Source organism: Pacificimonas aurantium (assembly GCF_020092905.1).
GTDB lineage: Bacteria > Pseudomonadota > Alphaproteobacteria > Sphingomonadales > Sphingomonadaceae > Pacificimonas > Pacificimonas aurantium.
On the sequence record NZ_JAGSGB010000001.1, the window covers coordinates 173696 to 199065 of the forward strand.

The following is a 25370-nucleotide window of genomic DNA, read 5'->3' on the forward strand; positions in this document are numbered from 1 at the left end:
TCGGGGCCCAGGAACTCTTTGGGACTAGGCTTCCGCCAGCGTCTTTCTGCCTTGGGCGACGGTGAAAGACTTGGCGGTGGCGGCAGCGCCCGACCTTTCCTTGATCGTGTCGACGAAGATATAGTCGCCGCGCGCCTCTTCGGCGCCGAGGGAGACGACGCCGTATCCGCGCCGCGAGGTGTTGCACCAGGCCAGCTCCGGCGAGCTTTCCATCAGCGCACCGGCAACCACCTGCGGGTCGGTCCGGGTGAAATAGGCCTCGAACCCCGGAGAGGTGACCGACTGAACGCCGAATTCGACGCCTGCCGGACTTCCGTCCTCGGCCAGGTTGAACGCCCAGGCATTATGGCTGTCCCCTGCCAGGACGATCAGGTTCGCATCGGCCTGCTGCGCAGCTGACAGCAACCGCGAGCGCGCCGCCGGATAGCCGCCCCAGGCATCGAGATTGGCCGGGATGCCGACCTGGGCCAGCGCCAGCGCCCCCTGCACTCGCTGCATCACCATCGGAGGAGATGCCGGATCGATCCACTCGGTGGTCTGAACCGGCGTATAGGCAGAGCCCATGACGACCTGCTGAGCCAGCACCTGCCAGCGCTTCGCCGCCGCCGATGCCGCGAGCCCCTTGGCCAGCCAGGCTTCCTGCTGCGCACCGAGAAGCTGGCGAGCGGGATCGCTCCAGACCTGGTTGCGCAGGCGGGCAATTCCGGCCTCCATCGACCCCGCCTCGGCAAGGATGCGCGCCGGATCGATTTGCTCGTCGCGGCCGATCAGGCGCGTGTCGAGCCGGAACAAGGTGGCAAGGTCGCCAATCTCATACGCCTTGTAGGGCTCGTCAGACATGGGCAGCCAGTGCCGGTAGGCCGCGAGCGCCGCTGCCTTCCTCTGCTCCCAGTCGCCTTCGCTTTCGGGCTGGTGATTCTCCGCGCCATGCATCCAGGCATCGTTCGCGATTTCGTGATCGTCCCAGATGGAGATCATCGGGACTATCTGGTGCAGGCGCTGCAGGTCCGGGTCGCTGCGGTACAGCGAGTAGCGCGTGTGATAGTCGCTCAGGCTTACGATTTCGGTTTCCGGATCGACCTCGCGGCCGCCGACCACCTCTTCCTCGCTGGGGTAACGCCCCGCGGGATACTCGTAGATATAGTCGCCAAGGTGCACGGCGAGGTGGATGTCGTTTCGACGCGCCGCGTGGGCGTAGGCGTTGAAGTAGCCGAATGGCAGGTTCGAGCAGCTGAAGACGGCCATGGCGAAGGGCGACAGGCCTTCCGCCGGTAGCGTCCGCGTCCGGCCGACGGGTGACAGATCGCCGTTCGGCGCGCGAAAGCGATAGAAATACCAGGTCGCCGGGCTCAGTCCGGTCACAGCGGCCTTTGCGCAGTGCCCCGTCGCTTCGGAGGCGGCGCAACTGCCTTCGCCGACGATGCGGCCGAATTCGGCATCCTCGGCGACCTGCCAGGAAAGCTCGGTCTCCGATGCCGGTGCGGCGTAGCGGGTCCATAGCATGACCGAATTGGGTCCCGGTTCGCCCGACGCGACGGCATGCGTAAAGCCGCGCCCCATGGTGGCGGCGCGAACCTGTGCGGGAAGCGCCAGCGCGGCGGCCCCTCCCAGCGAAGCGGCAAGGAAATGGCGGCGGCGAATGGCAATGGTCATCGAAGGGCTCCCCCGGGGTTCGCCGGCCTGATAGGCGGCGGCTGTGACAGAAAAACTACCGACGGCGACGTTACGGCCGATCATTTTCGCCCGATACCCGCACTCTGGCCAGTGCAAGACACGCCTGATCCCGGCCCTGGGGGCCGACGGCGCGGCGGAGTTGCACAGGCGGCTGGTCGAACGAACCCTCGCGCGCCTCGCGGACCTGTCGCCGATCCTCAGCGCCACCGGCGCGCAGCCTGATGCATTTGCCCGCTGGCTCGGACCGATCGAACTGCGCACGCAGGGAAACGGCGACCTCGGGACCCGCATGCGCCATGCCGCTCGCAACGAGCCGGCACTCATCGTCGGCAGCGACATTCCCGACATCGACCCGGCGCAGATTGTCGAAGCGGCGCAGGCGCTTCATTCGAACGACCTCGTTCTCGGCCCGGCAGAGGATGGCGGCTTCTGGCTGATCGCCGCGAAAAGCTGGCCCGCCAAGTTGTTCGAGGGCGTGGCCTGGGGACGCGAGCGGGCCTGTTCCGAAGTGACCGCGAACGCCGACCGGCTCGGCTGGCGCACCCGGCATATCGGCACGCTCGCCGACCTCGACCGGCCGGAGGACCTCGAGCGCTGGCCTGCGCTCGACCCGCGGCGATGACGATCACCGTTATCATACCCGCCCTCAACGAAGCCGGGGCGATCGCGCGCACGATCGAGTCGGCGGCCGGAGCCGAGATCATCGTCGCCGACGGCGGGAGCGGAGATGACACCGTCGCAATTGCCCGGCGGCTCGGCGCGCAGGCGGTCGAGGAGACGGGCGGCCGGGGCGCGCAGCAGAATGCCGGCGCCGCTATGGCAGGGCCGGGAAATCCCCTGCTGTTTCTTCATGCCGACACCCTCCTGCCCTCCGGTTGGATGCAGGACGTCGAGCAGCTTCTCTCCCGGACCGACACCGCATTGGGAGCTTTCTCACTGCGCATTGCTGACGCCCGTCCCGCGGAGAAGGTCATCGCCGCCGGGGCCAGCCTGCGCAGCCGCTGCTTTGGGCTGCCCTATGGCGATCAGGCGCTGTTCCTGCGCCGCGACGCCTTCGACCGGCTTGGCGGCTTCCGGCCGCTGCCGATCATGGAGGACTACGACCTGGTCCGCCGCGCGCGCACTCTAGGACGCGTGGTCACGCTGCAGGCACTTGTAGAAACATCTCCCCGCCGCTGGCGGTCGAAGGGGGCGCTTCGTTCGGTGGCGATCAATCAGGCGATGCTTGCGGGATGGCATCTGGGGTTGTCCCCGGAACGCCTGGCCCGGCTCTACCGGGGACTGGCTCGCCGCTAACCGCCGCCATCGAGGCAAGGGGGGCGCTCTGCCAATTCGTCGGCGCGGGGCATTCCTTCACGGGGGCCGCTTCTCCGCTCACTTCGGTGGTCCAGCAGCGGTCAAACACACTGCAATAGCAGATGCGCAGATTGGGCCATTCCTCCGCGGATCTGAACCGGGAGAAGAACTGCCGAAACACCTCGGGCGTCCGCGCTTCCTCCCGAACCTGCAGCGTCAGCGCGGAAAAGCTTTCGCCGGCCGCGATGGGACGCCCCTCGATCGCATCGACGTTCACCACCGCAATCACTCCCTCGTCCAGCTCCGGGAACAGCTTCTGCCGATAGGCAGTCCAGTCTGCGGTGCCTTCGCTCCCGAATGCCAGTTCCGCCGACCGGACCAGCGCCGGACCGACGCCGACATTCGCGACGTGAAATGTCAGCTGACCCGCGTTCATACCCGCTGCCGTCGTCAGGATGGGCCGCATGGAGGCATGCTGCTGCACCCGCATCAGGCGCGACTGCTCCCACGCCACCCAGACCGCTGCGATCGAGGTTACGAACGCCGCGATGGCCATCAGCATTTCCGGCCGCATCCATTTCGGCATCCTGGTTCCCTCCCGCCTGCCATGCCCTTGCGCCGTCTGACCGCCTTTCGGCGCGGCAATCAAGCCGCTACCCTCGCGCGCGATGGCGAAGATGCGCCGAAAGGCCGACCTGCCCACAAAGACCTGCCCGGTCTGCGACCGTCCCTTCTCTTGGCGGAAGAAATGGGCGCGGGACTGGCCGAATGTTGTATACTGCTCGAAAGCCTGCCGCTCGAAGGCAGGCAGAAACGACGAGGGAGGAAGATCGAATGGCAACGCAGCTCAGGACCCCTGAAGACGTCCGCTCGCAGGTTTCGGAGGAGGAATGGGAGGTTCGCGTCAACCTGGCCGCCGCCTATCGGCTGGTTGCCCACTATGGCTGGGACGACCTCATCTTCACGCATCTGTCGGCGCGCGTGCCGGGGCCGGAGCACCATTTCCTCATCAACCCCTACAATCTGATGTTCGAAGAGATCACCGCCTCTTCGCTGGTCAAGATCGACACCGAGGGGCATCCGGTGATGGAAACGCCGTACATGACGAACCCGGCGGGGTTCACCATCCACTCGGCGATCCACATGGCGCGCGAGGACGCCCATGCCGTCCTTCACCTGCATACGCCGTACGGCCAAGCGGTCAGCGCCATGGACGAGGGGCTGCTGCCGCACACGCAGACCGCCATGATCGCCAAGCATAATGTGGCCTATCACGACTATGAGGGGATCGCGACGGACCTGGAAGAGCGCGAGCGGCTGGTGAACGATCTTGGCGAGAAACACGCCATGATCCTTCGCAATCACGGCACGCTGACGGTCGGGGAAACGGTCGCGGACGCGTTTCTACGGATGTATTTCCTGGAGCGCGCCTGCGAGGCTCAGGTCTACATGCTGTCCGTCGGCCGCGAGAACCTCAACACCCCGCCGCAGGGCACCGAGGAGAAGGTCGCGCAGCAAAGTTCGCCGGACAATATGAAGATGGTCAGCGAAAGCCTCGCCTGGCCCGCTCTTCTGCGCAAGCTGGACCGCATCGATCCCGGCTTTCGGAACTAGACGCGAGATGAGCCGGCGCGGCCGGCCCCGCAGCCGCCCTTAGCGCGACAGGAATGCCGGGATGGGACCGTTCCAGTCCTCGACCGCATCCTCGGGCGAGAGCGGCTCATCGATGATCGCCGCCGGCTTCGCCTTAGGGCTCGCCTCGCCGTCCCGGCTATCCGGGCCTTCCGTCGTCTTCGCGGGCGAGGTCTTGGCTCGGGACTTGCGGCGGCGCGGCTTCTTCTCGGGCGCGGGCCGGTCGCTCTCCTCGGCAGGCTCTACGGAATCGGAAGTTGGCTCGTCCGCAACATCCGGCGACTCGCCAGCGTCCCGCTGCTTGGCACGTGACCTCTGTCCACCGGACTTCGAGCGGCGGCGCTTCGGTTTCGCCTTGGTCTCGCTATCGGAGTCTTCAGCGCTGCCATCCGCTTCGCTCTTCGGAGCGGCTCCCCTGGGCGCTGCCCCCTTGGCCGCCTCGACCTCTTCGCCGGGCGTCGTCGTCTGGATTTTCCGGCCGATCAGCTTCTCGATCGCGGCGATGAATTCGGCGTCCTTCTCGGTCGCCAGCGTGTAGGATACGCCCTTGGCGCCCGCGCGGCCCGTCCGGCCGATACGGTGAACATAGTCTTCGGCATTGTAGGGCACGTCATAATTGATGACGTGGCTCACCCCCTTCACGTCGAGGCCGCGCGCGGCCACATCCGACGCCACCAGGATGTTCACGTCGCCGGCCTTGAACCGCTCCATGGTGGCCAGACGGTCCTTCTGGTCCATGTCGCCGTGGATCTGGCCGACCGCAAAGCCTTCCTTCTCCAGCATCGCCGCGATTTCGCGGACATCGCGCTTGCGGTTCGAGAAGACGATGGAACTGGTCACCTCGTCCTGACGCAGCAGCTTGCGTAGCGTCGCCCGCTTCGACCGCGGGTTCACCTCGAGCAGGCGCTGCTCGATATTCTCGTTGGTGGAGCTTTGCCGCGCGCTTTCGACCTGCTTGGGCGACGACATGAACTTGTCGGCCAGCTTCTTGATCGGCGGCGGCATGGTCGCGGAGAACAGCAGCGTCTGGCGGTTGCGACCCAGCAGGCTGCAGATCCGCTCCACATCGGGAATGAATCCCATGTCGAGCATGCGATCCGCCTCGTCGATGACCAGAATGTCGACGCCGGACAGCAGGATCTTCCCGCGCTCGAACTGGTCGAGCAGCCGGCCCGGTGTCGCAATCAGGACATCGACGCCCTTTTCCAGCAGCTTGTCCTGATCCCCGAAGCCCACGCCACCGATCAGCAGCGCCATGGTCAGCTTGTGATTGCGGCCATATTTTTCGAAGTTCTGCGCTACCTGGTCGGCCAGCTCGCGCGTCGGCGCGATGATCAGGCTGCGAGGCATGCGCGCCCGGCTGCGGCCCTGCGCCAGGATATCGATCAGCGGCAGGACGAAACTGGCGGTCTTGCCGGTCCCGGTCTGCGCGACGCCGACCACGTCCTTGCCCATCAGGACGAGCGGAATCGCCTGACGCTGGATATCGGTTGGCTCGGTGTATCCGCTGTCCGCAACGGCGGAAAGGAGCTCGTCCGAAAGGCCGAGGGGGTGAAAGCTCAAAGCAGCGCTGATCCTGTGGTGCGGGAAATTACGTAGCGCGGCCCATCGCCCCCATACCGGGGAAAGTCAAGGCGCGGCTCGTTCAGCCCGCCGCTGCGCGCTGCGCCATCCGGGTGCGCACGGCCTCCTCGATGGCGGGGGTGACGAAGGGCGAAATGTCGCCGCCGAAACGAGCGATCTCCTTGACCAGGCGGCTCGCAATCGGCTGCAGAGCAACGTCCGCCATCAGGAAGACCGTCTCGATGTCGTCGTTCAGCTGCTGGTTCATGCCGGCCATCTGATACTCATATTCGAAGTCGCTGACCGCCCGCAGACCGCGAATGATCATCGAGGCATCGACGCTTTCGGCGAAGTTCATCAGCAGACCGCTGAACGTCACGACCTCGATGGTGCCGTCGGCAATCGACGAAACCTCGGCTTCGATCTGCGCCTTGCGTTCTTCGAGGTCGAACAGCGCCGTCTTGGACGGATTGGTGCTGAGACCGATGAGCAGCTTGTCGACCAGCTTCGCGCCGCGCCGAATAATATCGAGATGCCCGAGCGTGATCGGATCGAACGTTCCCGGATAGACACCGATTCTCATCTGTCTTCCCCCTACCTGTCCCTGGAAATCGCAAAGCGGGCGACGGCGCGCAGCAGGTCGGCCTCGCTGCCGAACCCGTGCAGATGGTCGATCGCCTGGTCGATCAGCATCTGCGCCTGCGACCGCGCGCGCTCGACCCCCATCAGCGAGACGAACGTCGCCTTGCCGGCGGCTTCGTCCTTGCCGAGCGCCTTGCCCGCCTTGTCCTCATCCCCCTCGATATCGAGGAGGTCGTCGGCAATCTGAAAGGCGAGGCCCAGATCATGGGCATAACCGCGCAGCTGTGTACGTTCGGACGCGCCTGCACTGCCCATGATGGCACCGGCCTCGACGGAAAAGCCGATCAGCGCACCCGTCTTCAGCTGCTGCAGCCGCGTCGTCATGGGCAGGTCGAAGCCGCCGTCTTCCGCCGCCAGGTCCATCATCTGCCCGCCGGCCATGCCGTCCGTGCCGCTGGCCTTGGCAAGCTGCAGGCACAGCTCCGCGCGGACCTCGGCCAGGTCATGCGTCGCCGGGTGGGCAAGCACTTCATAGGCCAGGGCCTGCAATGCATCGCCGGCAAGGACGGCGGTCGCTTCGTCGAACTCGATATGCGTCGTCGGCTTGCCGCGCCGCTGGTCGTCATCGTCCATGCACGGCAGGTCGTCGTGCACCAGGCTGTAGACGTGGACGCACTCGGCGGCGACCGCCACGCGCAAGGACCGCTCCTTGTCCACCTCGAACAAGTCGCCTGCCGCGACACATAGAAGGGGCCGCATACGCTTGCCGCCCGCCATGGAGGCATAGCGCATGGCTTCGACGAGACGGGCGCGCGGATCGTCGGGAACGGGCAGCAGCCGGTCCAGCCGCGTATCGACGGCCTGGGCGATGGCGTCGAGCGCCGGTCGAAGCTGGGCGCTGGGGTTCAACGGTCGGCCGTGTCGAGCGGTTCGGTTCCCTCGGGCTCGCCGCGCGGGCCTAGGCGCATCTTCTCCACGCGAACGCGGGCGGCGGCCAGCTTCTCTTCGCAGATCTTCTTGAGCCGGGAGCCCTCTTCGTAGAGGGCAAGCGACTCTTCCAGCGACTCCTCGCCGCGCTCCAGCTTCTGCACGATTTCCTCTAGGCGGCGCATCGCCACCTCGAAACCGGGTTCCTCTTCGGGCGGTGCTGACTCCTGCATGGGGCCGTCTTGGCCACTTGCCGACTGCATTACAAGAAGGCTCCGCCCGGCTAGACCGCCCGCCACAGGTCGGCGGTTCCGTCTTCGACCTGGCGCATCGCCAACCCTTCCGCTTCCAGCCAGCGGAGATGCGCCAGCGCCTCACCCGTCGCCATGCCGAATTCGCTGTCCCCGATCGGCCGGCCGAACAGGATTTCGAACGTATCCGTTGCCTTCCGCGGATCGGAGAGAAACCGGCGCAGCAGGCCGAGCTTGTGCCTGTGGTCATGCTCAAGCTGATCCAGCCGTTCGTGCAGGCCCTTGAAGGGGAAGCCATGGGCCGGAAGGATCAGCAGGTCGTCCGGCAGCGCGCGCAGCTTCTCGATCGAATCCAGCCAATCGCCCAGCGGGTTCGCCATGGGCTCCGTCGGATGCAGCGAGATGTTCGACGTGATGCGCGGCAGCACCTGGTCGCCGGCGATCAGGACCTTCCCCTTCCGGTCGAGCAGACAGGCATGTTCGGGCGTGTGGCCACTGCCGACGACGATTTCCCAGTCCCGCGCCCCGATGGTCAGAACGTCACCTTCCTTCAGGCGCAGATATTCGTCCGGCAGCGGATAGATCGCACGCGCGAACCGGCCCCAGCCCTCCCGGCGCATTTCCTCCAGCTTTTCGAGCGGGTAGCCCGCCTTTTCGTTGAAGCGAACGGCTTGCTCGGGCGGCTCGTCGCGCTGGTCGGACAGCAGCATCCGCGCCATCAGATACTCGGTCTGCGTCATGGCGAAGGAAGCGCCGGTCTTCTTGCAGAGCCAGCCCGCCAGACCGAGATGGTCGGGGTGATAGTGGGTGGAGACCAAGCGGGTGACCGGCTTTTCGGCCTGCAGCCGCTTCAGGACCGGCCGCCAGACATCCTTGCAGCTGGACGCGGGAATTGAGGTGTCGACGAGCGTCCAGCCCTCTGCACCGCCGTCCAGAATCCACAGATTGATGTGATCCAGACTGAACGGCATCGGCATGCGCAGCCAGAAGACCCCGGCGGCGATTTCGAACAGGTCGCCCGGCTCCGGGTGCCACCGCCCGTGCGGATAGAACAGCTTGCGCCGGGTCTCGCCCGTTTCAGGCGGCGTGGTCAGGGAGACGTCGGTCATGCGTCCGGGGTGTAGGCGGCGGCACCGGGCCGCGCGCCTATCTGTTTTTCGGGATGCGTTGCTATCCTAGCCCTTCGCGAAGGGATCGACCTGGTCCTGGCTGCGCGGTCCCGCATCGGGGTCGAGACCCAGCGCTTCGGCTTCGGCGGCCTTGCGCGCGGCTTCTTCGGCCTCGGCACGTTCGCGGCGCAGCTCTTCGAGCATGGCGGCGCGGTCGCTTTCGAAACGCGGATCGGTAATCTCGACGCCCTGCTTCTTCGCGACCTCCTCGACCAGCGCGTCCAGATCGCGCTGCGAGCAGAGACCCAGCGCGACCGGATCCTTCGGAACGATATTTTCCATGTTCCAGTGCTGCTTCGTGCGAATGGCCTGGATCGTGTTCTTGGTCGTGCCGATCAGCTTCGAGATTTTCGAATCGGGAATGTCGGGATGGTTCTGCACCAGCCAGGCGATGCCTTCCGGCTTGTCCTGACGCTTCGACACCGGCGTATAGCGCGGACCCTTGGTGCGGCGCTTCTGCTCCGGCCCCTTCGAAATCTTCAGGCGGTAGGCCTCGTCGACCTGGCCCTTCTCGATTTCCTCGCGGGTCAGTTCGCCGGCTTCGACCGGATTCCGGGGCAGATGCTTGTGCTGGGCGGTCTCGTCCGCGATCGACTGCACCTCCAGAATATGCAGGCCGCAGAATTCGGCGATCTGCTCGAAGGAAAGCGTCGTATTGTCCACCAGCCATTCGGCGGTGGCGTGCGGCATGAGCGGATGCTCCTGCGCCATAAGGGGTCTCCCGGATAAAAAACGGGCCGCCCCAAAGGGACGGCCGGCGTGGGCCCAGTATAGAAACCCACTTGCCCTCGATCAATATTGCTCGCCGCGTGCCCTCGCCCGCCCCACTTCGGTCAGGCCGCCACGGGGTCGAGAGCGAAGGCTTCCTGCCGTTCGGACGTGGTGAACCGGGCAAGCGCGCTGCGAAATTCCTGCGCCGCGCTCGCCCAGGTAAAGCCGCGCCCATAGGTCTTGCAGGCAGCGCGGTCGCGCGTCAGGGCCTCGCGGATCGCCGCATCTAGGTCCTCGGACAGCGCCCCGACATGCGGCGCCACCAAATCGATAGGACCCTGAACGGGATAGGCAGCGACGGGCGTTCCGCAGGCGAGCGCCTCGATGATGACCAGACCGAATGTATCGGTGCGGCTGGGAAAGACGAAGACATCGGCATGCGCATAGGCGGCGGCGAGGTCCGCGCCGTGCAGTGCGCCGAGAAAGACTGCATCGGGATATGTCCGGGCCAGCGCCGCGCGGGCCGGTCCGTCGCCGACGATGATCTTCGTCCCCGGCTGCGATGTCCGCAAAAAGGCTTCGAGGTTCTTTTCGACCGCGACGCGGCCGACATAGAGCTGGATCGGCCCGCGAAGACCGTCATAGGCCGCCGGCCGGGGCGGGGGCGTCTCGGGAAAGGCGGAAAAATCCACACCCCTGCCGAAGGGAAGCAGCGGACCGATTCCCTGCTCGGCCAGCTGGGTGCGCAGGCTGGGAGTGGCAGCAAGGGTCGCCGCTGCCGGACGGTGGAACCAGCGCTCGAAACGCCACAGAAGCGCCGCCGGAACGCCGGTACGCGCGCTCACATAGTCGGGAAACTGGGTGTGATAGGCTGTTGTGAACGGCAGCGTCTTACGCGTACACCAGCGCCGCGCCGCCATCCCCAAGGGCCCCTCGGTGGCGATGTGGATCGCATCCGGCACGAACCGGCGGAACCGGCGCCCCAGCTGGCCGGACCAGGCGATGGAGAGCCTGATCTCCGGATAGGAGGGGCAGGGAAAGGACGGAAACAGGTCGGGTGAGATCACGTCGACCGTGTCGCCCATGGCCTCGAGTTCCGATTTCACCGTCTGCAGGGTGCGGACCACGCCGTTCACTTGCGGGATCCAGGCGTCGGTCACGATGGTGATGCGCATCGGCTCGTTTTCTACTCAGAAGGCCGCAGAGATGCTTGAAGGAGCCGCGACGAACATGGGCGCGGCTCAGGCCGCCTTGGCCGAGGGTAGCAGGATCGGCTTGTCGCGTTCCCGCATGATCTGCGTCCAGTCGAGGATTTCCATGCGGCCGTCCTGATGTTCGACCAGGGCATTGCAGCCTTCGACCCAGTCGCCGTCGTTATAATATTCGACGCCGTCGATGACGCGCGTTTCGGCCGTGTGGATATGGCCGCAGACCACGCCGTCCAGACCGCGCGACCTCGCCGCCTTGGCGACCGCCTCCTCGAACCGGCCGATAAATTCAACGGCGTTCTTCACCTTGTGCTTGGCGTGCTTGGAAAGCGACCAGTAGGGCATGCCCAGCTTCTGGCGCACCAGGTTCAGGACCCGGTTGATTTCCATCATGGTGACATAGGCCATGTCGCCGAGTACCGCGAGCCAGCGGGCATAGAGGACGACCGCGTCGAACTCGTCCCCATGGCAGACCAGCAGCCGGCGCCCGTCGGCCGTCTCGTGTATGGCGGTGCGCTTGATTTCCACGCCGCCGAAATTCAGGCCCACGAACTGGCGGAACGCCTCGTCGTGATTGCCCGGAATGTAGACGACTTCGGTGCCGCGCCGGGCCCGCTTCAGCAGGCGCCAGATGATGTCGTTATGCTTGTCCGGCCAGTACCAGTTCTTCCTGAGGCGCCATCCGTCGATAATGTCGCCGACCAGGTACATCCGGTCGCTGTCGACGCTGTCCAGGAAGTCGATCAGGAAGTCGGCATTGCACCCGCGCGTGCCAAGGTGAACGTCGGAAATCCAGATGGTCCGGTAGCGGGTGCGCTCGCCGTCCTGCTTCTCCGGGACGCTGAGGCGCGCATCTCCGCCGGACAGGACCTGGCGGGCCATCTCTTCTGACTTGGACTTCCAACCGAACATAGCAAATCCCCACTCAGTCGGGATGTCGTAGACCGGAACTATGTTACGCTTTTGCGGAATTCCGCCGATGTCACGAAAGATTCAAGATTACTTCATTCGACTTTAGTCTCGAATTGGCAAGTTGAAACGAACACTGCCGTGATCGAATGATTCGCAATGATGTTCGAAAGAACGCGGAGGCGAGGACTTTGCGCCATAATCTTGCATTTGACCCGGGCGGGCCATGGGCCGCCGGGAAGAAACGTCACACGGTCAGCAGGATTTTCCCGACATGGCTGCCCGCCTCCATGTGACGGTGGGCGTCCGCGGCGTTCGCAAGGGGGAAGGTGCGGTCCGTCAGCGCCTTCAGGTCCCCGCCGGCGAACAGCGGCCAGACGTCGCGGTGCAGCGCGTCCGCGATCAGCGCCTTGAATGACGGCTCTCGCGCGCGCAGCGTCGAGCCCGTCAGAATAAGCCGCTTCTGCATCACCTTCCAGATCGGCAGTTCTGCCGTGGGGCCGCGCTGGATGGCGATGGATACGTGGCGGCCGGCAGTCCCGAGGCAGTCGATATTGCGGGGCAGGTAATCGCCGCCGACCATATCGAGCACGGCATCTACCCCGTCCGGCGCGATGCGCTTCACTTCCTCGACGAAGTCCTGAGACTTGTAGTTGATGGTGTGATCGGCGCCCGCCCGCCGCGAGGCTGCGCATTTCTCGTCGCTGCCATTCGTGGTGATCGACTTGATACCGAACGCGCGGCAGAGCTGCGTCGCGGTCGTGCCGATGCCGCTCGTCCCGCCATGGATCAGCACCGTCTCGCCATCCTTCACCGCCGCCCGCTCAAAGAGGTTCGACCAGACCGTGAAATAGGTTTCCGGCAGGCCGGCGGCATCGATCAGCGACACTCTATCGGGGACCGGCAGACACGACCCGGCAGGCGCGGCGACATATTCGGCATACCCGCCGCCGGCGACCAGCGCGCAGACCTTGTCGCCCTCTGAGAGACCGCTGGCTCCCTCGCCCAGCCGGACGACGGTCCCCGACACTTCCAGGCCGGGGATGGACGGCGCGCCGGGCGGCGGGGGATAGGCTCCCTGGCGCTGCATGATGTCGGGTCGGTTGATACCGGCAGCCGCGACGCGGATCAGCACCTCGCCCGTTTGCGGCGAAGGCACGGGACAGTCGCGAAGCTGCAGCGTGTCGGCATCGCCGCTTTCCTGCGGATCGATGGCGCGCATCGTGTCTGGTATCGGGTCCGTCACGACATCTCCTTTTGCCCGCGCCCTTACAAGGCATTGATCCGCTTCGGAACCGTGTCTTAGGCGACCCGTTCAGGGGGAAGAGGCTGCGGTAAAATGAAGCAGGAAGCAAACCATGCGTGTCGACCAGCGAATGGCGTGGGCCAGCGGACTGTTCATCGTTCTGGTGGGCGCGACCGCCCGCTTCGCCATTGGCCGCGTCTATAGCAGCGGCAAGGCAACCGACCTGATCGACACCCTCGCCGATTCCGGTCTCTATCTCGGCTCAGGCATCGCCACGGCCTCCGCGACGATGCTTGCACTCATGCTGACCATCCTCAGCATGACGCGAAATACGGACAGCGAATTTCACGAAGATATGTACCGGCGCGTCTACCGGGTTTCGATCATGGCGACCCTGTCGCTTGTCGGGGCGGTCGTCCTGCTTCTCGCGCTCACCATTCCCGTTCAGGAAATGGACGGCGTTCCGCCGAACTTCTTCAGTATCCTCTACAACGTCCTTTTTTCCCTCGTCGTCCTCTGCTGCGCGCTCGTCGTCGGGACCGTCGTTCTCATCTTCACGGTTATCCGTACCGTTGTCGCCAAGACGACTCCGCTGGAAGAGTTCGAAGAGGACAACTAAGCTCGCATCATGGACGAAGAGGATCTTCCAAGGCCGGGCGACCCCCTTGAGGCGGTGATGAAGACCGACCTCGATCCGTTTTCGGTGCATGAACTGGAGGCGCGGGTCCGGATGCTGGAAGCGGAAACCGAACGAACCCGGGCGAAACTCGCGGGCGCGAAGGACTTCCGCTCCGCGGCCGATTCCCTCTTCAAGAGCTGAGCCCCCTTCAAAGTAAGGGTCGGCGCGGCCGCGCCCACCTGCGCATAACCGGCGCATTGGCAATGGGGAGAGCACCCGCATGAATTTCGATTTTTCCGACGACGCACGGACTTTGCAGGACCAGGCCCGCCGCGTCTTCGACGAGACCGCCGGGCCCGATGCCGCCCGCGCGGTCATGAACGATCCCGACAAACATTATGACGAGGCGATCTGGAAGCAGGCTGTCGAACTCGGCCTGACCGCGATCCGCGTGCCAGAGGAGCATGGCGGCGTCGGCCTCGGCGCCGAAGAGGCCTGCCTGATCGCGGAGGAAATCGGCCGCGGGCTGGTTCCGGCACCGCTCATCTCGACCATGCTCTTTACCGAGGCGCTGCTGATCGCGGGCAGTGCGGAGCAGCAGGCGAAGTGGCTTCCCGGCGTAGCCGACGGCTCCGTCATCGGCTGCTTCGGCTGGGGCGAAGGCGCATCGCAGCTGCCCTCGTCCATGCCCGATACGCGCATGGCAAAGGGCGGCCTGACCGGCACCAAGAGCCCGGTCGCCGACGCGCCGATCGCGAATGCGGCGGTCGTATCCTATGCCGGCGAGGACGGGCCCGCGCTCGCCCTGGTCGACCTGTCCCGCGACGACGCCCGGGTCACGGTCGTGGAGACGCTCGATCTCGTCCGCCCCCACGGCACCATCGAACTGAAGGGGGTCGAGGCCGAGCCGCTTGGCACGTCGGCGGACTATCAGGACTTTCTCGACCGCGCGGCGGTGCTTCTTTCCTTCGAGGCGCTGGGTACGCAGGACGCGGCCATGCGCATGGCCGTCGATTACGCCAAGGAGCGCGTTGCGTTCGGCCAGCGGATCGGCCGCTACCAGGGCGTCAAGCACAATGCCGCCGACATGTACGTGAAGGGCGAGCTTGCCCGTGCCCACGCCATGCACGGCGCATGGGCCTTTCAGGCGGGATCGCCCGAACTTCGCCAGGCTGCAGCAGCCGCGCGCACGGCAAGCCTCGATGCCGTGACCTACACTGCCGAGGAGAATGTGCAGATGCACGGCGGCATCGGCTACACATGGGAATCGAATTGCCAGTTCTACTACCGCCGTGCCCGCGCCATCTCGGCAATGCTCGGCAGCCGCGGCTTTTGGTCGGATCGACTGGTCCGCTCGCTTGAGAATAGGAATGCGGAAGCGGCGTAGGAACAGCCCTCCCCGCGGGGAGGAGACACGGAGGATAGATCATGGATTTCAACGATACCGCCGAAGAGGCAGCCTACCGCGAGAAGGTGCGTGCCTGGATCGCCGAAAACACCAAGGAATATGAAGGCCAGGGCGCCGCGAAGACGAACGAGGAGTTCGTTGCGCGCCAGAAGAGCTGGCAGAAGAAGAAATATGATGCGGGATATGCCGGCATCACCTGGCCCAAGAAGTTCGGCGGTCAGGGCAAGGGCCCGATGGAATCGATCATCTTCAGCCAGGAGGAGGGCAAGTCTGCTGCCCCCACCGGCCTTTACGCCATCGGCCTCGGCATGTGCATTCCCACCGTCTTCACCCACGGATCGCAGGAGGTCGTCGACCGCTTCGTGCCCGTCGCTCTCGAAGGCGAGGAAATCTGGTGCCAGCTCTTCTCGGAGCCGGCGGCCGGTTCCGATCTTGCCGGCATCCGCACCAAGGCGGAGAAGGACGGCGACGAGTGGGTGATCAATGGTCAGAAGGTTTGGACGACCAACGCCCACCTTTGCGACTATGGCATCATCGTCACCCGTACCGATCCGTCGGCGCCGAAGCACAAGGGCCTGACGATGTTCATCGTCGACATGCATTCCGAAGGCGTCGAGGCTCGGCCCTTGAAGCAGATGTCGGGCGGCAGCGACTTCAACGAGGTGTTCTTCGACGATGTTCGCGTTCCCGACGCCTGGCGTCTGGGTGACGAGGGCCAGGGCTGGCAGGTTGCGCTGACGACGCTGATGAACGAGCGTCTCGCCGTCGGCGGCAAGCCGCGCTACTCGCCCGACTGGCGCGCGCTTCTCAACCTGGCGAAGGAGATCGAGACCGTACTCGGCCCGGCCTCCGAACAGGCGGACGTGCGCGAGGAAATCGCCAAGGCCTATATCAACGATCATGGCGTGAAGCTGACCCAGCAGCGGGCGCTCTCCGCCCTCTCCCAGGGCAAGACGCCCGGACCCGAGCAGTCGATCTCGAAGGTGGTCGTGGCCAAGCAGATGCAGGAGATCAGCCGCATCGCGCTCGACCTGTCCGAAAGCCAGGGCTTCGTGAAAGCCGAGCCGGGGTCCGAGCTCGATCGCTTCCAGTCCAGCTATTTCGGCGCGGCCGGCCTGCGTATCGCTGGCGGTACCGACGAGATTCTGCGGAACATCATCGCTGAACGGGTCCTCGGCCTGCCGGGCGACCTGCGGCCGCCAAAGGACACGCCCTTCAACGAATTGAAGCCCGTCTGACGCCCATTTTACTAATTTGAATCAACGTCTTGATAAAGGTTGCACCTTTTTTCGGGAACGTACCGATTATCGGTCCGTTAACTAAATAATCGTCACCGCGTAGCGTACTGGTGACGTTAGAGTAGCTCGCCGGATCCGGTCCAGTATGGGGCCGCATCCGGCTTACTCATGTCTGGCCCCGCCCGCTCTAGCTAAGCTTCTCGGCCCACGAGTTTCGCTCGCTTGCGCAACCGGCCAATCTTCGGGAAACCCCGGCTCATGAACATCGAGGATGCCATCGCCGCCGCGCCCTATGGCGAAAGCGAACGCCTGTCGCCGCGCATCCGGCGCATTCTGGCGAAGAATCCCAGCGCCTTCACCTATCTCGGCACCGGCACCTATCTGGTTGGAACGGATCAGGTGGCCGTGATCGACCCCGGACCCGACGACGATGCCCACCTCCGGTCGATCCTCGAGGCTGTGGGGGAAGGCGAGGTCTCGCACATCCTTATCACGCACACTCACAAGGATCATTCCCCGCTTGCCGTTCGGCTAAGCGAGCGCACCGGCGCGGCGGTCTGGGGATGCGCGCCGCTCGCGATCGAGGATGACGGGCCGCGGTCCGACGCCGCGTTCGATACCAGCTACGCGCCCGATCATGTCATGGAGGACGGCGAGCGGGTAGCGGGAGAGGGCTGGACCATCGAGGCCGTGCATACGCCCGGCCATACCTCCAACCATCTTTGCTTCGCGCTGAGCGAGGAGCAGGCGCTTTTTTCCGGCGACCACATCATGGGCTGGTCGACTACCGTGGTCTCGCCGCCGGACGGCGACATGACGGCCTATCTCGACTCGCTGCGCAAGCTGCAGGGCCGTGAGGAGACGGTCTATTATCCCACGCACGGCGAAGCCGTAAGGGACCCGAAGAAGCTCGTGCGCGGTTATCTCGTTCACCGAAAGCAGCGGGAAAACCAGATCCTGACGCTGCTCGAAGACGGCGAGAAGACCATCGAGGAATTCGTGAAGACGATGTACGCCATGGTGAACAAGGCCTTGCACCCTGCCGCGGGCCGGTCCGTCCTGGCGCACCTCATCGACCTCGAACGCCGCGGCCTCGTTTGCCGGCAGGACGGCGACGCCGGGGAACGCTGGTCGAAAGCGTGAGGAGTTTCCTCGCCCTCCTGGCCGGACTCCTGCTTGGCGCCGGAGCCCTCTGGCTGGTTCTGAAGCCGGCAAACGACCTGTTCGAGCCTCAGGTCGAGACGATCGCCGCGGCAAGCCTCGACGCCGTGCGCGCCCAGAACCGCCTGTCCGTCTTTGCGGGCCGGTTCACCGTGGCCGTCACCAGCAGGGCAGAACGCCTGGGCTTTGCCGCCGAAAAGACGATGATCGTGCCGGCGACGGTGAAGTATGAAATCGACTACTCGCAATTGTCAGCCGGCGACATCAGCTGGGATCCGGCGACGGCACGGATGGTCGTCGACCTGCCGCCCATCGAACTGTCCGAACCCGAAATCGACATGTCGGACGTACGCGACTACGGCGAGGGCGCGGTTCTCCTGACCGTCGGCGGCGCCAACGAAGCGCTAGACCGGGCCAACCGCCGCAAGGTACGCGCCGCCGTGATGGAAGAGGCCGGAAGCGAGCTGATGCTGCAGATGGCGCGCGATTCGGCGCGCTCTGCCGCGGCGCGCAGCTTCCGCCTTCCCCTTGAGGCCGCGGGCATCCCTGCCCAAGTAATTGTCAGGTTCCCCGACGAAAGCGGGAGCGCGATGTGAGGAATAATAAATGAACGCACCCGTCCGCGAAAATTTTGCCGGTCTCGACCTTCTCGAAGAGATCGACCGGCTGCGGAAGGACCGGAACGCCGTCATCCTGGCCCATTACTACCAGGACCCGCAGATTCAGGACCTGGCCGATTTCGTCGGCGACAGCCTCGACCTCTCCAAGAAGGCGGCGGAGACCGATGCCGACGTCATCGCCTTTTGCGGTGTTCGCTTCATGGCGGAAACGGCGAAAATCCTGTCGCCGGAAAAAACCGTCGTGCTGCCCGACATGGACGCGGGCTGTTCGCTCGAGGACAGCTGTCCGCCGGACGCCTTTCGCAGGTTTCGCGAGGAGCATCCCGACCATATCGCGCTGACCTACATAAATTGCTCGGCAGAGGTGAAGGCGCTGTCGGACATCATCGTCACGTCGTCATCGGTGGAGAAGATTCTCAACCAGTTGCCGCAGGACCAGAAGATCATCTTTGCGCCCGACCGGCATCTCGGCGGTTATTTCAGCCGTAAGCTGGGCCGCGACATGCTGTTGTGGCCGGGCGCCTGCATCGTCCATGAGGCCTTCAGCGAAAAGGAACTTCTGAAGCTGAAGGCCGAGCATCCCGGCGCGCCGGTTGCGGCCCACCCCGAATGCCCGCCCCACATCCTCGACCATGCCGACCATGTGGGGTCGACCAGTTCGATTCTGGACTATGTGCTCGGCCTCGAAGCGGAGACGATCATCGTCGCCACCGAACCGCACATCATTCACCAGATGGAGAAGGCCGCGCCTCAGAAGACGTTCATCGGCGCTCCCGGCGCGGACGGCAACTGCAACTGCAACATGTGTCCGTTCATGGCGATGAACACGCTGGAAAAGCTCTACATCTGCCTGCGTGACCTGGAGCCGCGTATCGAAATCCCCGAGGATGTGCGGGTAGGCGCCAAGAAGTCACTCGACCGCATGCTGGAAATGGCCAGCGCGACGGTTGGAAAGGGCGATCTCGGCGCCATCGACGGGGATTGAACCCCGGCCGATTCCCGTTACGACTCCGGCGGTAGACGCGCCGCCTCAAGGTTGCGGCGCGGCTGAGGTACGAGGGGCCTGTTGATGAAACTGATTTCCGCTGCATTCCTGACTTTGCTTGCCGGCTGTGCGGCGACGACCTCCGACACCGGACCAACCGTTTCGGGCGACCCATATCTGTGGCTGGAGGAAGTCGAGAGCGACGCTGCCCTCGCTCAGGTGCGCGAGTGGAACGGCGAAACCGCTGCGGCGCTCACCGAAGACGCCTCGTTCGAGACCTACCGCGAACGCGCTTACGAGATCCTGGCCAATCCCGACCGGCTGTCGGTGCCGAACCGTGTCCTGGGCGACCGGGTTACCAATTTCTGGACCGACAGCGAACATACTCACGGCATCTGGCGCGTCGCGACCATCGACGACATGCTCGCCGGCACTCCCATGTGGCGGACGGTGCTCGACCTCGATGCCCTGTCGGTCGAGGAAAACCGCAACTGGGTCTGGAAGGGGGCCAACTGCCTCGCTCCCGCTTACCAGCGATGCCTGGTGTCGCTGTCGGACGGCGGCAGCGATGCCGGCTATGTCCGCGAATTCGACCTCAGCGCCGGCCGGTTCATCGAAGGCGGCTTCACGCTGCCCGAGGCAAAGCACGACGTCACATGGATGAACCGCGACACGCTGCTCATCTCCAGCGACTTCGGACCCGATAGTCTGACCGAAAGCGGCTATGGACGGCAGGTGCGCATATGGCAGCGCGGCGTTTCACTGTCGGATGCCCCCGTACTTCTCGAAATTCCCGCAAGCGAGGTCGGCTTCAGCGTCTTCACGGCGTCCGACGACGGGACGCTCTATCCCATCATCTCGCGCAACAAGACCTTCTGGCTGCACAGCTTCTACCATGTGCTTGAGGACGGCACCCTGCGCGAGGTGCCGATGCCGGACACCGCCTCGATCACCGAAGTCTTCGACGGCAAGGCGATCGTGCGGCTGCACGAGGGGTGGGGCGACTATCCCGCGGGCTCACTCGTTGCCTATGATCTCGACGCCTTCGTGCGCGACGGCAGCTTCGGCATAGAGCCGGTCTTCACCCCGTCCGAGACGCAGGCCATCGAGCAGGTCGCCGCCGGCGCCGACCGCCTGTACATCAGCCTTCTCGACGATGTTTCCGGTCGGCTGATCGCGCTCGACCGGAACTGGAAGGCCGAAGATGTGCCTGTTCCCGAGAACGGCGTGGTCCACGTCGCGGCGGCTGGCGGAAAGCGCGACATCGCCTTCTTCACCGCAGAGAGCTTCGCCAACCCGCCGCAGCTCTTCGCGACCCAGTCCGGCGAGGAGCCGGCGCTTATCGAAGCGCGCAGTCCCGCCTTCGACCCCGACAGCATCGACGTCGAGCAGCGCTTCGCCACCTCCTCCGACGGGACGAAAATCCCCTATTTCGTGGTGCGTCCTGCGGGCGCCGAGGGGCCGCTCCCCACGATCATGCACGCCTATGGCGGGTTCCGCATTGCACAGCTGCCGGATTACCTCATCAAGCATCCCTATCGTATCGGCCCGATGGGCCTGTTCTGGGTGCAGGAGGGGGGCAGCTTCGTTCTCGCCAACATTCGCGGCGGCGGGGAATACGGCCCCGACTGGCACGAGAGTGTGCTCAAAGAGAACCGGCAGAAGGTGTTCGACGACCTCTACGCCGTTGGCGAGGATCTGAAGCAGGCCGGATTGAGCTCGACTCTCGCAGCCTCCGGGCGCTCGAACGGCGGCCTTCTGGTGGGCGTGGCGATGACCCAGCGCCCCGACCTGTTCGACGGCATCATCATGGGCGTGCCGCTGGCCGACATGCAGCGCTACGACAAGCTGCTCGCGGGCGCGTCCTGGACGGGCGAATATGGCGACCCTGACGTACCCGCCGAGTGGGAGACGCTGCGCACCTACTCGCCCTACCAGAACCTCACGCCGGGCGCGGACTATCCCGCACCCATGATCTATACCTCGACGAAGGACGACCGTGTCCATCCGGCCCATGCCCGCAAGATGGCGGCCCGGCTGGAGGAGTTCGGCAAACCCTTCTACTATTATGAGAATATCGAGGGCGGTCACGCCGGTGCGGCCAACCAGCGCGAGGAGGCATATCGTGCGGCGCTGATGATGGCCTATGCCAGGCGCGTTCTGAAATAGGGCCGGGCGCAGGTGGAACGATATGCGGCCCGGCTGACGGACTGGGCCGGCCAGCTTCGCAGCAGCTACGGCTTCATTCCGGCGCTCATGTGCGTGGCGGCCGCCCTGCTCGCCCTGCTGCTCTTGCTGCCTCCGGACAGCTGGGGAACGGCGGTGGCGGGCGCGCTCGGGCTGCCCGATGCCCCCGACGCAGACGCGCTGAGGGAGCTTCTCGCCATGATGGCGGGCGCGACGATCAGCACCGGGGCGGTCGCCTTCTCGATCATCGTTGCGGCGTCGGTTACGGCCTCCAGCCAGTACGGCCCTCGCCTTCTCACCAATTTCCTGGCCGACCGCGCGACCCAGACGACACTCGGCGTTTTCGTCGCCACCTTCGTCTATGCCATCATCGTCCATGCCGCGATCCGGGAAGAGCGTGTTCATGGTCTTGCCGGTCTCGGAGCGATGCTGCTCGCGCTGCTGTCGGTCGGCGCCCTCGTCTACTTCCTGCACCACGCGCCCGCCGCGCTCAGGATCAACCAGGCGGTCGCCAATATCGGCGAGACCCTGCTGCGTAACATCGCCACCCGCTTCCCGGCCAATTGCGGCTATCCGGCAGCGCCGCCCGCGCGCCCGGAAACGCTTTGGACCGGCACATCCACTCCGCTTCTTGCGGGCGCCTCGGGCCGCCTCTCGATCGTCGACGGCGCGCGGCTGGCAGCGATCGGCGGCAGGTGCGATGTCCATGTACGCCTGCGGGTTCGGCCGGGCGAGTTCGTGCCGGAGGGCCGCGCATTGGCCGACATTTACGGTCCCTCTCCCGCCGATGCGGAACGTCAGCAAATGCGCGACCAGTTCGCGCTGGCAAAGGTGCGCACACCCTCGCAGGATAATGACTTCCTTGCCGACGAGCTTGTCGAGATCGCGCTGCGGGCGCTGTCTCCCGGGATCAACGATCCCGTGACCGCCGCCGAATGCCTCGACTGGCTAGGCGCGGCGCTCGGGCGGCTAGCCGGAAACGAAGCCCCGCATCCCTGGCGCGGCACGAAAAGCGGGGATTTTCGTGTCTATGCCGAGCCCGAGGGGTTTGCCGAATATCTCGCCAAGACGTTCGGGCGCATCCGCGCGAACGCCTCCTCCTCCGTGTTCGCCTCCGAGGCCTATCTGAAGGCTCTCGCCACGGTTGGCGTCGAGGGCGGCAGCAACGCTCGCGCCATGTCGCTCGTGCGCGAGGAGGCGGACCATCTGCTCTTCGACGCCCGGCTGCATCTGATGGGCGCGGACCTCGCGCAGGTCGAGAAGGCCCGCCGCTCTTTCGACCTCGCGATCGGCGCCGTGCCGGCGGCCCTCGACAAGTTCAACCGCTCGCCGGAAGACGGGGCATGACCGACATTACCGAATTCGACCTCGACGCATTTGTCGCCGCCACGCTCGCCGAAGATGCCGGCGCGGCAGGGGACATCACGTCGCAGGCCGTGATCCCGGCCACGGCGCGCTTCACCGGTGTCATGGACAGCCGCGATTCCATCACCGTGTGCGGGCTCGATATCGCGGCTGCCTTCTTCCGCCATCTGGATCCGGATGCAGGCATCGAACTTCTGGTCGAGGATGGCCGGCGCGTCGCGGCCGGCACGGATCTGATGAGGATCGAAGGAAATGCCCGGGCGATGCTGACAGCCGAGCGTCCGGCGCTGAACACTGTTCAGCACCTCAGCGGGATCGCCACGATGGCCTCCCGCTATGTCGATGCAGTCGAGGGGACCGGCGCCGTGATCCTCGACACGCGCAAGACGCATCCGGGCCTGCGCGTCCTTCAGAAATACGCCGTCCGCACGGGCGGGGCCACGAACCACAGGATGACGCTCGGCGAGCAGCCAATGATCAAGGACAACCACGTCGCGGTCGCCGGGTCCGTCGGCGAGGCGGTACGCCGGGCGAAGGCCGCAGGGTTGACGGATATCGTGGTGGAGGTTGACCGGCTCGACCAGATCGGGCCCGCTCTCGAGGCTGGCGCAGACCGCCTGCTGCTCGACAACATGCCCCCCGCCATGCTTCGCGAAGCTCTGGCGCTGGTGGAACGCCGCGTACCGACGGAGGCCTCGGGCGGCGTCAATCTCGAGACGGTCCGGGCGATCGCGGAAACGGGCGTCGACTTCATTTCGGTCGGGCGGATCATCCAGTCTTCGCCCGCGGCGGATGTAGGCCTTGATTTTCAGGCTCTCTAGCGGCCTCCTGATCCTCGGGCTGCTTGCGGGCTGCGAACCCGAAGCGGCTGCGCCGCCAGCCGGCCTGTCATCTTCCTCCGCCTGTACAATTCCCGCCAACCTCGATCTGGCGACCGAACCGACCCCGCCGGACGGCATTCCGGATGCGCCTGTCACAGGGCATGTGCTCGCGCTTAGCTGGTCCCCGGAGTTCTGCCGCTTTCGCGGCGACGCCCCGGAACATGCCTCGCAGTGCGGCGACAATCGCTTCGGCTTCATCTTGCACGGGCTCTGGCCGCAGGCGACGACCGCCCCCCATCCGCGCGCCTGCGCGCTCGCCCCTCCGGTGACCGAGGAGCTTGTCCGCGAGCATTTCTGCATGACCCCCTCGGCCTGGCTCATTCAGCACGAATGGTCCGCCCACGGCACATGCGCGTGGGACACGGCAGAGGGCTATTTCCGGGATGCGGCGATGTTGTGGCAGCGGTTCGAGCGCCCGGACCTGATCGGGCTCAGCTATGACGCGGAGCTCGTTCCTTCCGACGTGCGCCGCGCCTTCGCGCGGGTGAATGAGGGGCTCCCCGAACAGGCGGTCGGCATTCAAATCAATGCGCGCGGATGGCTCGAAGAGGTCTTCATCTGCCTGGACCTCGACTATCGGCCCAGGCCCTGTGCACCGGCGGAATACGGACCGGCCGACAGTCTGCAGGAAGGTATCTCGATCTGGCGCGGGGGTAAGACCGGCAACTAGACCGGGTCGGCCTCGATGATTCCCGTTTCGGGATGATGCTTGTCGAGATATTTACGGATGATCCGCATGTTCCGGCTGTTCGACTTGAAGCCGATATCGATCACATCGCCGACCAGAGGCACGAAGCCGATTACCGTGTCGAAACCGGTATTCGCCGCCATGCGGGCAAGCTGGAACTTCGACATGCCCAGGTTGCGCGCTTCCCAGATCAGGTAGGAGCCGAGCAGCCCGCCGATAATGTCGCCGATCACGGGAATGAAGCCCAGAACCGCGTCCAGACCGACCCGGTCGCCGACCACGGGAAGCCGGGCAGGCAGTCGGATGGATTTTTCCAGGACGGTTTCCAGGACTTCGAGGCGGCGGCGCACAGCAGTGGGGCTGCGTGCATCCTCGCCGACCTCGCTGAGAGCAGCCTGGAGAGCCTCCTGATTGACGCTGAAGCTGCGGGCGCCTTTAGCCACGCTGCAACACGCCGCAGGCCCGTCGCGGACCCGCATCGCCGGCCGGGTCGGTCATATAGTCGTCGGCATGGGCATGGACGATCAGCGCCGCGCCGTCCTCGTCGAACAGCGAATTCGCCATGCCGTCCCAGCTGACGCCCGAGACCAGTGTTACGCTGTAACCGGTGCCGTCGGCGCCGACCGTGACGTTTTTCAGGTCGCCCTTGTGAAAGCCGTCTTCGGCGTCCGAGAAGCCATGGCCCTCGTTCGTCGGGTTCCAGTGGCCGCCTGCGGACGTGAAGTCGCTCGCGGAACAGTCGCCTGTTTCGTGAAGATGCACGGCATAGGTGCCGGGCGTCATGTCCTGCAGCTGCGCCGTCACTTCGATCATGTCGCCGTCCCAGGCCAGCACGGCGCGGGCAACGGCTTCGCCTTCAGGCGTCTCGGCGGTGGCGTAGGCGCGGTCCGTGACCGTTCCGAGGCTTTCCTCGTCGGACGCGGCGGCCTCGTCCATCGAGCCGGTCGAGGCGCAGGATGTCACCGAGGCCCCAAGGGCCAGCATCGTTCCGGCCGCAAGAAGGATTCCAGCGCTTTTCATCTTAAATCTCCCTTTTCCTTCCGAACGAGG

At 65.2% G+C, this 25370-nt stretch carries 28 protein-coding genes; 15 read left to right on the forward strand and 13 right to left on the reverse strand.

Translation table 11 applies throughout. From position 1 onward, the window contains the following. Nucleotides 1-24 precede the first annotated feature (24 nt). Complete coding sequence (locus KCN53_RS00875) at nt 25-1653, reverse strand: alkaline phosphatase D family protein (protein ID WP_172406192.1); 1629 nt, start codon at nt 1651-1653, stop codon at nt 25-27. A gap of 43 nt (nt 1654-1696) precedes the next feature. Here KCN53_RS00875 and KCN53_RS00880 point away from each other — a divergent pair, with 43 nt between their 5' ends. Both KCN53_RS00880 and KCN53_RS00885 read left to right on the forward strand, forming a co-directional pair. Next, the gene (locus KCN53_RS00880; protein ID WP_088711887.1) at nt 1697-2296 is read left to right on the forward strand and encodes a TIGR04282 family arsenosugar biosynthesis glycosyltransferase; all 600 of its coding nucleotides are present in this window, start codon (nt 1697-1699) and stop codon (nt 2294-2296) included. Continuing rightward, nucleotides 2293-2970, forward strand: coding sequence for a TIGR04283 family arsenosugar biosynthesis glycosyltransferase (locus KCN53_RS00885; RefSeq protein ID WP_088711886.1), 678 nt, complete (start codon nt 2293-2295; stop codon nt 2968-2970). Before KCN53_RS00880 ends, KCN53_RS00885 begins: the two co-directional genes overlap by 4 nt. Here KCN53_RS00885 and KCN53_RS00890 read toward each other — a convergent pair. Next, on the reverse strand, nt 2885-3556 hold the full coding sequence (locus KCN53_RS00890; protein WP_088711885.1) for a hypothetical protein: 672 nt from the start codon (nt 3554-3556) through the stop codon (nt 2885-2887). The genes KCN53_RS00885 and KCN53_RS00890 overlap by 86 nt on opposite strands. Nucleotides 3557-3638: 82 nt before the next feature. Here KCN53_RS00890 and KCN53_RS00895 point away from each other — a divergent pair, with 82 nt between their 5' ends. Both KCN53_RS00895 and KCN53_RS00900 read left to right on the forward strand, forming a co-directional pair. Continuing rightward, nucleotides 3639-3830: a DUF2256 domain-containing protein gene (locus KCN53_RS00895; protein ID WP_088711884.1), complete on the forward strand. Its 192-nt coding sequence runs from the start codon at nt 3639-3641 to the stop codon at nt 3828-3830. Continuing rightward, a complete protein-coding gene (locus KCN53_RS00900; RefSeq protein ID WP_088711883.1) occupies nt 3805-4584 on the forward strand; it encodes a class II aldolase/adducin family protein in 780 nt (259 codons plus the stop codon). Before KCN53_RS00895 ends, KCN53_RS00900 begins: the two co-directional genes overlap by 26 nt. Before the next feature lie 39 nt (nt 4585-4623). Here the strand turns inward: KCN53_RS00900 and KCN53_RS00905 are convergent, their stop codons facing one another. From KCN53_RS00905 to KCN53_RS00945, 9 genes are all read right to left on the reverse strand, one after another. After that, a complete protein-coding gene (locus tag KCN53_RS00905; protein ID WP_088711882.1) occupies nt 4624-6165 on the reverse strand; it encodes a DEAD/DEAH box helicase in 1542 nt (513 codons plus the stop codon). A gap of 82 nt (nt 6166-6247) precedes the next feature. Further along, nucleotides 6248-6748, reverse strand: a complete 501-nt coding sequence (gene coaD, locus KCN53_RS00910; RefSeq protein WP_088711881.1) for a pantetheine-phosphate adenylyltransferase — start codon at nt 6746-6748, stop codon at nt 6248-6250. An 11-nt stretch (nt 6749-6759) separates the two neighbouring features. Further along, nucleotides 6760-7656 carry a polyprenyl synthetase family protein gene (locus KCN53_RS00915; RefSeq protein ID WP_088711880.1) on the reverse strand — a complete coding sequence of 299 codons (897 nt, stop codon included), beginning with the start codon at nt 7654-7656 and terminating at the stop codon, nt 6760-6762. Next, nucleotides 7653-7907, reverse strand: coding sequence for an exodeoxyribonuclease VII small subunit (locus KCN53_RS00920; RefSeq protein ID WP_088711879.1), 255 nt, complete (start codon nt 7905-7907; stop codon nt 7653-7655). The genes KCN53_RS00915 and KCN53_RS00920 overlap by 4 nt, the downstream gene beginning before the upstream one ends. Nucleotides 7908-7957: 50 nt before the next feature. Further along, the gene (locus KCN53_RS00925; protein WP_088711878.1) at nt 7958-9034 is read right to left on the reverse strand and encodes an MBL fold metallo-hydrolase; all 1077 of its coding nucleotides are present in this window, start codon (nt 9032-9034) and stop codon (nt 7958-7960) included. 66 nt (nt 9035-9100) lie between these two features. Continuing rightward, on the reverse strand, nt 9101-9805 hold the full coding sequence (locus KCN53_RS00930) for a DUF1013 domain-containing protein (RefSeq protein WP_088711877.1): 705 nt from the start codon (nt 9803-9805) through the stop codon (nt 9101-9103). Between the two features lie 122 nt (nt 9806-9927). Next, nucleotides 9928-10980 (reverse strand): glycosyltransferase family 4 protein, encoded by a 1053-nt coding sequence (locus KCN53_RS00935; RefSeq protein WP_088711876.1) that lies wholly within the window; start codon nt 10978-10980, stop codon nt 9928-9930. Nucleotides 10981-11046: 66 nt separating this feature from the next. Further along, entirely contained in the window at nt 11047-11925 is an 879-nt protein-coding gene (locus KCN53_RS00940) for a UDP-2,3-diacylglucosamine diphosphatase (RefSeq protein WP_172406191.1), read from the reverse strand. A gap of 244 nt (nt 11926-12169) precedes the next feature. After that, the gene (locus KCN53_RS00945) at nt 12170-13144 is read right to left on the reverse strand and encodes an NAD(P)H-quinone oxidoreductase (protein WP_088711874.1); all 975 of its coding nucleotides are present in this window, start codon (nt 13142-13144) and stop codon (nt 12170-12172) included. 136 nt (nt 13145-13280) lie between these two features. Between KCN53_RS00945 and KCN53_RS00950 the strand changes: the two genes are divergently transcribed. From KCN53_RS00950 to KCN53_RS01000, 11 genes are all read left to right on the forward strand, one after another. Next, nucleotides 13281-13787, forward strand: a complete 507-nt coding sequence (locus KCN53_RS00950) for a hypothetical protein (protein WP_088711873.1) — start codon at nt 13281-13283, stop codon at nt 13785-13787. 9 nt (nt 13788-13796) lie between these two features. Further along, entirely contained in the window at nt 13797-13988 is a 192-nt protein-coding gene (locus tag KCN53_RS00955; RefSeq protein ID WP_088711872.1) for a DUF1192 domain-containing protein, read from the forward strand. A gap of 79 nt (nt 13989-14067) precedes the next feature. Continuing rightward, nucleotides 14068-15174 (forward strand): acyl-CoA dehydrogenase family protein, encoded by a 1107-nt coding sequence (locus KCN53_RS00960; protein ID WP_088711871.1) that lies wholly within the window; start codon nt 14068-14070, stop codon nt 15172-15174. A 41-nt stretch (nt 15175-15215) separates the two neighbouring features. Beyond that, nucleotides 15216-16433: an acyl-CoA dehydrogenase family protein gene (locus tag KCN53_RS00965; protein ID WP_088711870.1), complete on the forward strand. Its 1218-nt coding sequence runs from the start codon at nt 15216-15218 to the stop codon at nt 16431-16433. Nucleotides 16434-16691: 258 nt separating this feature from the next. After that, nucleotides 16692-17576 (forward strand): MBL fold metallo-hydrolase, encoded by an 885-nt coding sequence (locus KCN53_RS00970; RefSeq protein ID WP_088711869.1) that lies wholly within the window; start codon nt 16692-16694, stop codon nt 17574-17576. Next, a complete protein-coding gene (locus KCN53_RS00975; RefSeq protein WP_172406190.1) occupies nt 17573-18190 on the forward strand; it encodes a DUF4230 domain-containing protein in 618 nt (205 codons plus the stop codon). The genes KCN53_RS00970 and KCN53_RS00975 overlap by 4 nt, the downstream gene beginning before the upstream one ends. Before the next feature lie 10 nt (nt 18191-18200). After that, nucleotides 18201-19199, forward strand: a complete 999-nt coding sequence (gene nadA, locus KCN53_RS00980) for a quinolinate synthase NadA (protein ID WP_088711867.1) — start codon at nt 18201-18203, stop codon at nt 19197-19199. An 84-nt stretch (nt 19200-19283) separates the two neighbouring features. Continuing rightward, nucleotides 19284-21368: a prolyl oligopeptidase family serine peptidase gene (locus KCN53_RS00985; protein WP_088711866.1), complete on the forward strand. Its 2085-nt coding sequence runs from the start codon at nt 19284-19286 to the stop codon at nt 21366-21368. Nucleotides 21369-21380: 12 nt separating this feature from the next. Continuing rightward, nucleotides 21381-22733 (forward strand): DUF2254 domain-containing protein, encoded by a 1353-nt coding sequence (locus KCN53_RS00990; RefSeq protein ID WP_088711865.1) that lies wholly within the window; start codon nt 21381-21383, stop codon nt 22731-22733. Continuing rightward, nucleotides 22730-23572, forward strand: coding sequence for a carboxylating nicotinate-nucleotide diphosphorylase (gene nadC, locus KCN53_RS00995; RefSeq protein WP_088711864.1), 843 nt, complete (start codon nt 22730-22732; stop codon nt 23570-23572). Before KCN53_RS00990 ends, nadC begins: the two co-directional genes overlap by 4 nt. Continuing rightward, a complete protein-coding gene (locus tag KCN53_RS01000) occupies nt 23553-24302 on the forward strand; it encodes a ribonuclease T2 family protein (protein ID WP_088711863.1) in 750 nt (249 codons plus the stop codon). The genes nadC and KCN53_RS01000 overlap by 20 nt, the downstream gene beginning before the upstream one ends. On the opposite strand, the gene KCN53_RS01005 is transcribed toward KCN53_RS01000, so the two are convergent. Both KCN53_RS01005 and KCN53_RS01010 read right to left on the reverse strand, forming a co-directional pair. Further along, nucleotides 24299-24763: a DUF4112 domain-containing protein gene (locus tag KCN53_RS01005; RefSeq protein ID WP_224199279.1), complete on the reverse strand. Its 465-nt coding sequence runs from the start codon at nt 24761-24763 to the stop codon at nt 24299-24301. The two genes, KCN53_RS01000 and KCN53_RS01005, sit on opposite strands and share 4 nt — an antisense overlap. Next, complete coding sequence (locus KCN53_RS01010; protein ID WP_088711861.1) at nt 24756-25340, reverse strand: superoxide dismutase family protein; 585 nt, start codon at nt 25338-25340, stop codon at nt 24756-24758. The genes KCN53_RS01005 and KCN53_RS01010 overlap by 8 nt, the downstream gene beginning before the upstream one ends. Between the last annotated feature and the right edge of the window lie 30 nt (nt 25341-25370).

Bases quoted from the DNA above. Each gene is read 5' to 3' on its own strand.
- KCN53_RS00935 (WP_088711876.1), bottom strand. From the start codon at position 10,980: ATGCGCATCACCATCGTGACCGACGCCTGGATCCCGCAAGTGAACGGC.
- KCN53_RS00875 (WP_172406192.1), bottom strand. From the start codon at position 1,653: ATGACCATTGCCATTCGCCGCCGCCATTTCCTTGCCGCTTCGCTGGGA.
- KCN53_RS00945 (WP_088711874.1), bottom strand. From the start codon at position 13,144: ATGCGCGCCATCGATCCGCAGGAAAGCGGCGATGCCGACACGCTGCAG.
- KCN53_RS00965 (WP_088711870.1), top strand. From the start codon at position 15,216: ATGGATTTCAACGATACCGCCGAAGAGGCAGCCTACCGCGAGAAGGTG.
- KCN53_RS00970 (WP_088711869.1), top strand. From the start codon at position 16,692: ATGAACATCGAGGATGCCATCGCCGCCGCGCCCTATGGCGAAAGCGAA.
- KCN53_RS00895 (WP_088711884.1), top strand. From the start codon at position 3,639: ATGGCGAAGATGCGCCGAAAGGCCGACCTGCCCACAAAGACCTGCCCG.
- KCN53_RS00960 (WP_088711871.1), top strand. From the start codon at position 14,068: ATGAATTTCGATTTTTCCGACGACGCACGGACTTTGCAGGACCAGGCC.
- nadA (WP_088711867.1), top strand. From the start codon at position 18,201: ATGAACGCACCCGTCCGCGAAAATTTTGCCGGTCTCGACCTTCTCGAA.
- KCN53_RS00940 (WP_172406191.1), bottom strand. From the start codon at position 11,925: ATGTTCGGTTGGAAGTCCAAGTCAGAAGAGATGGCCCGCCAGGTCCTG.
- KCN53_RS01010 (WP_088711861.1), bottom strand. From the start codon at position 25,340: ATGAAAAGCGCTGGAATCCTTCTTGCGGCCGGAACGATGCTGGCCCTT.
- nadC (WP_088711864.1), top strand. From the start codon at position 22,730: ATGACCGACATTACCGAATTCGACCTCGACGCATTTGTCGCCGCCACG.
- KCN53_RS00890 (WP_088711885.1), bottom strand. From the start codon at position 3,556: ATGCCGAAATGGATGCGGCCGGAAATGCTGATGGCCATCGCGGCGTTC.
- KCN53_RS00900 (WP_088711883.1), top strand. From the start codon at position 3,805: ATGGCAACGCAGCTCAGGACCCCTGAAGACGTCCGCTCGCAGGTTTCG.
- KCN53_RS00950 (WP_088711873.1), top strand. From the start codon at position 13,281: ATGCGTGTCGACCAGCGAATGGCGTGGGCCAGCGGACTGTTCATCGTT.
- KCN53_RS00885 (WP_088711886.1), top strand. From the start codon at position 2,293: ATGACGATCACCGTTATCATACCCGCCCTCAACGAAGCCGGGGCGATC.
- KCN53_RS00985 (WP_088711866.1), top strand. From the start codon at position 19,284: ATGAAACTGATTTCCGCTGCATTCCTGACTTTGCTTGCCGGCTGTGCG.
- KCN53_RS00925 (WP_088711878.1), bottom strand. From the start codon at position 9,034: ATGACCGACGTCTCCCTGACCACGCCGCCTGAAACGGGCGAGACCCGG.
- coaD (WP_088711881.1), bottom strand. From the start codon at position 6,748: ATGAGAATCGGTGTCTATCCGGGAACGTTCGATCCGATCACGCTCGGG.
- KCN53_RS00930 (WP_088711877.1), bottom strand. From the start codon at position 9,805: ATGGCGCAGGAGCATCCGCTCATGCCGCACGCCACCGCCGAATGGCTG.
- KCN53_RS00955 (WP_088711872.1), top strand. From the start codon at position 13,797: ATGGACGAAGAGGATCTTCCAAGGCCGGGCGACCCCCTTGAGGCGGTG.
- KCN53_RS00920 (WP_088711879.1), bottom strand. From the start codon at position 7,907: ATGCAGGAGTCAGCACCGCCCGAAGAGGAACCCGGTTTCGAGGTGGCG.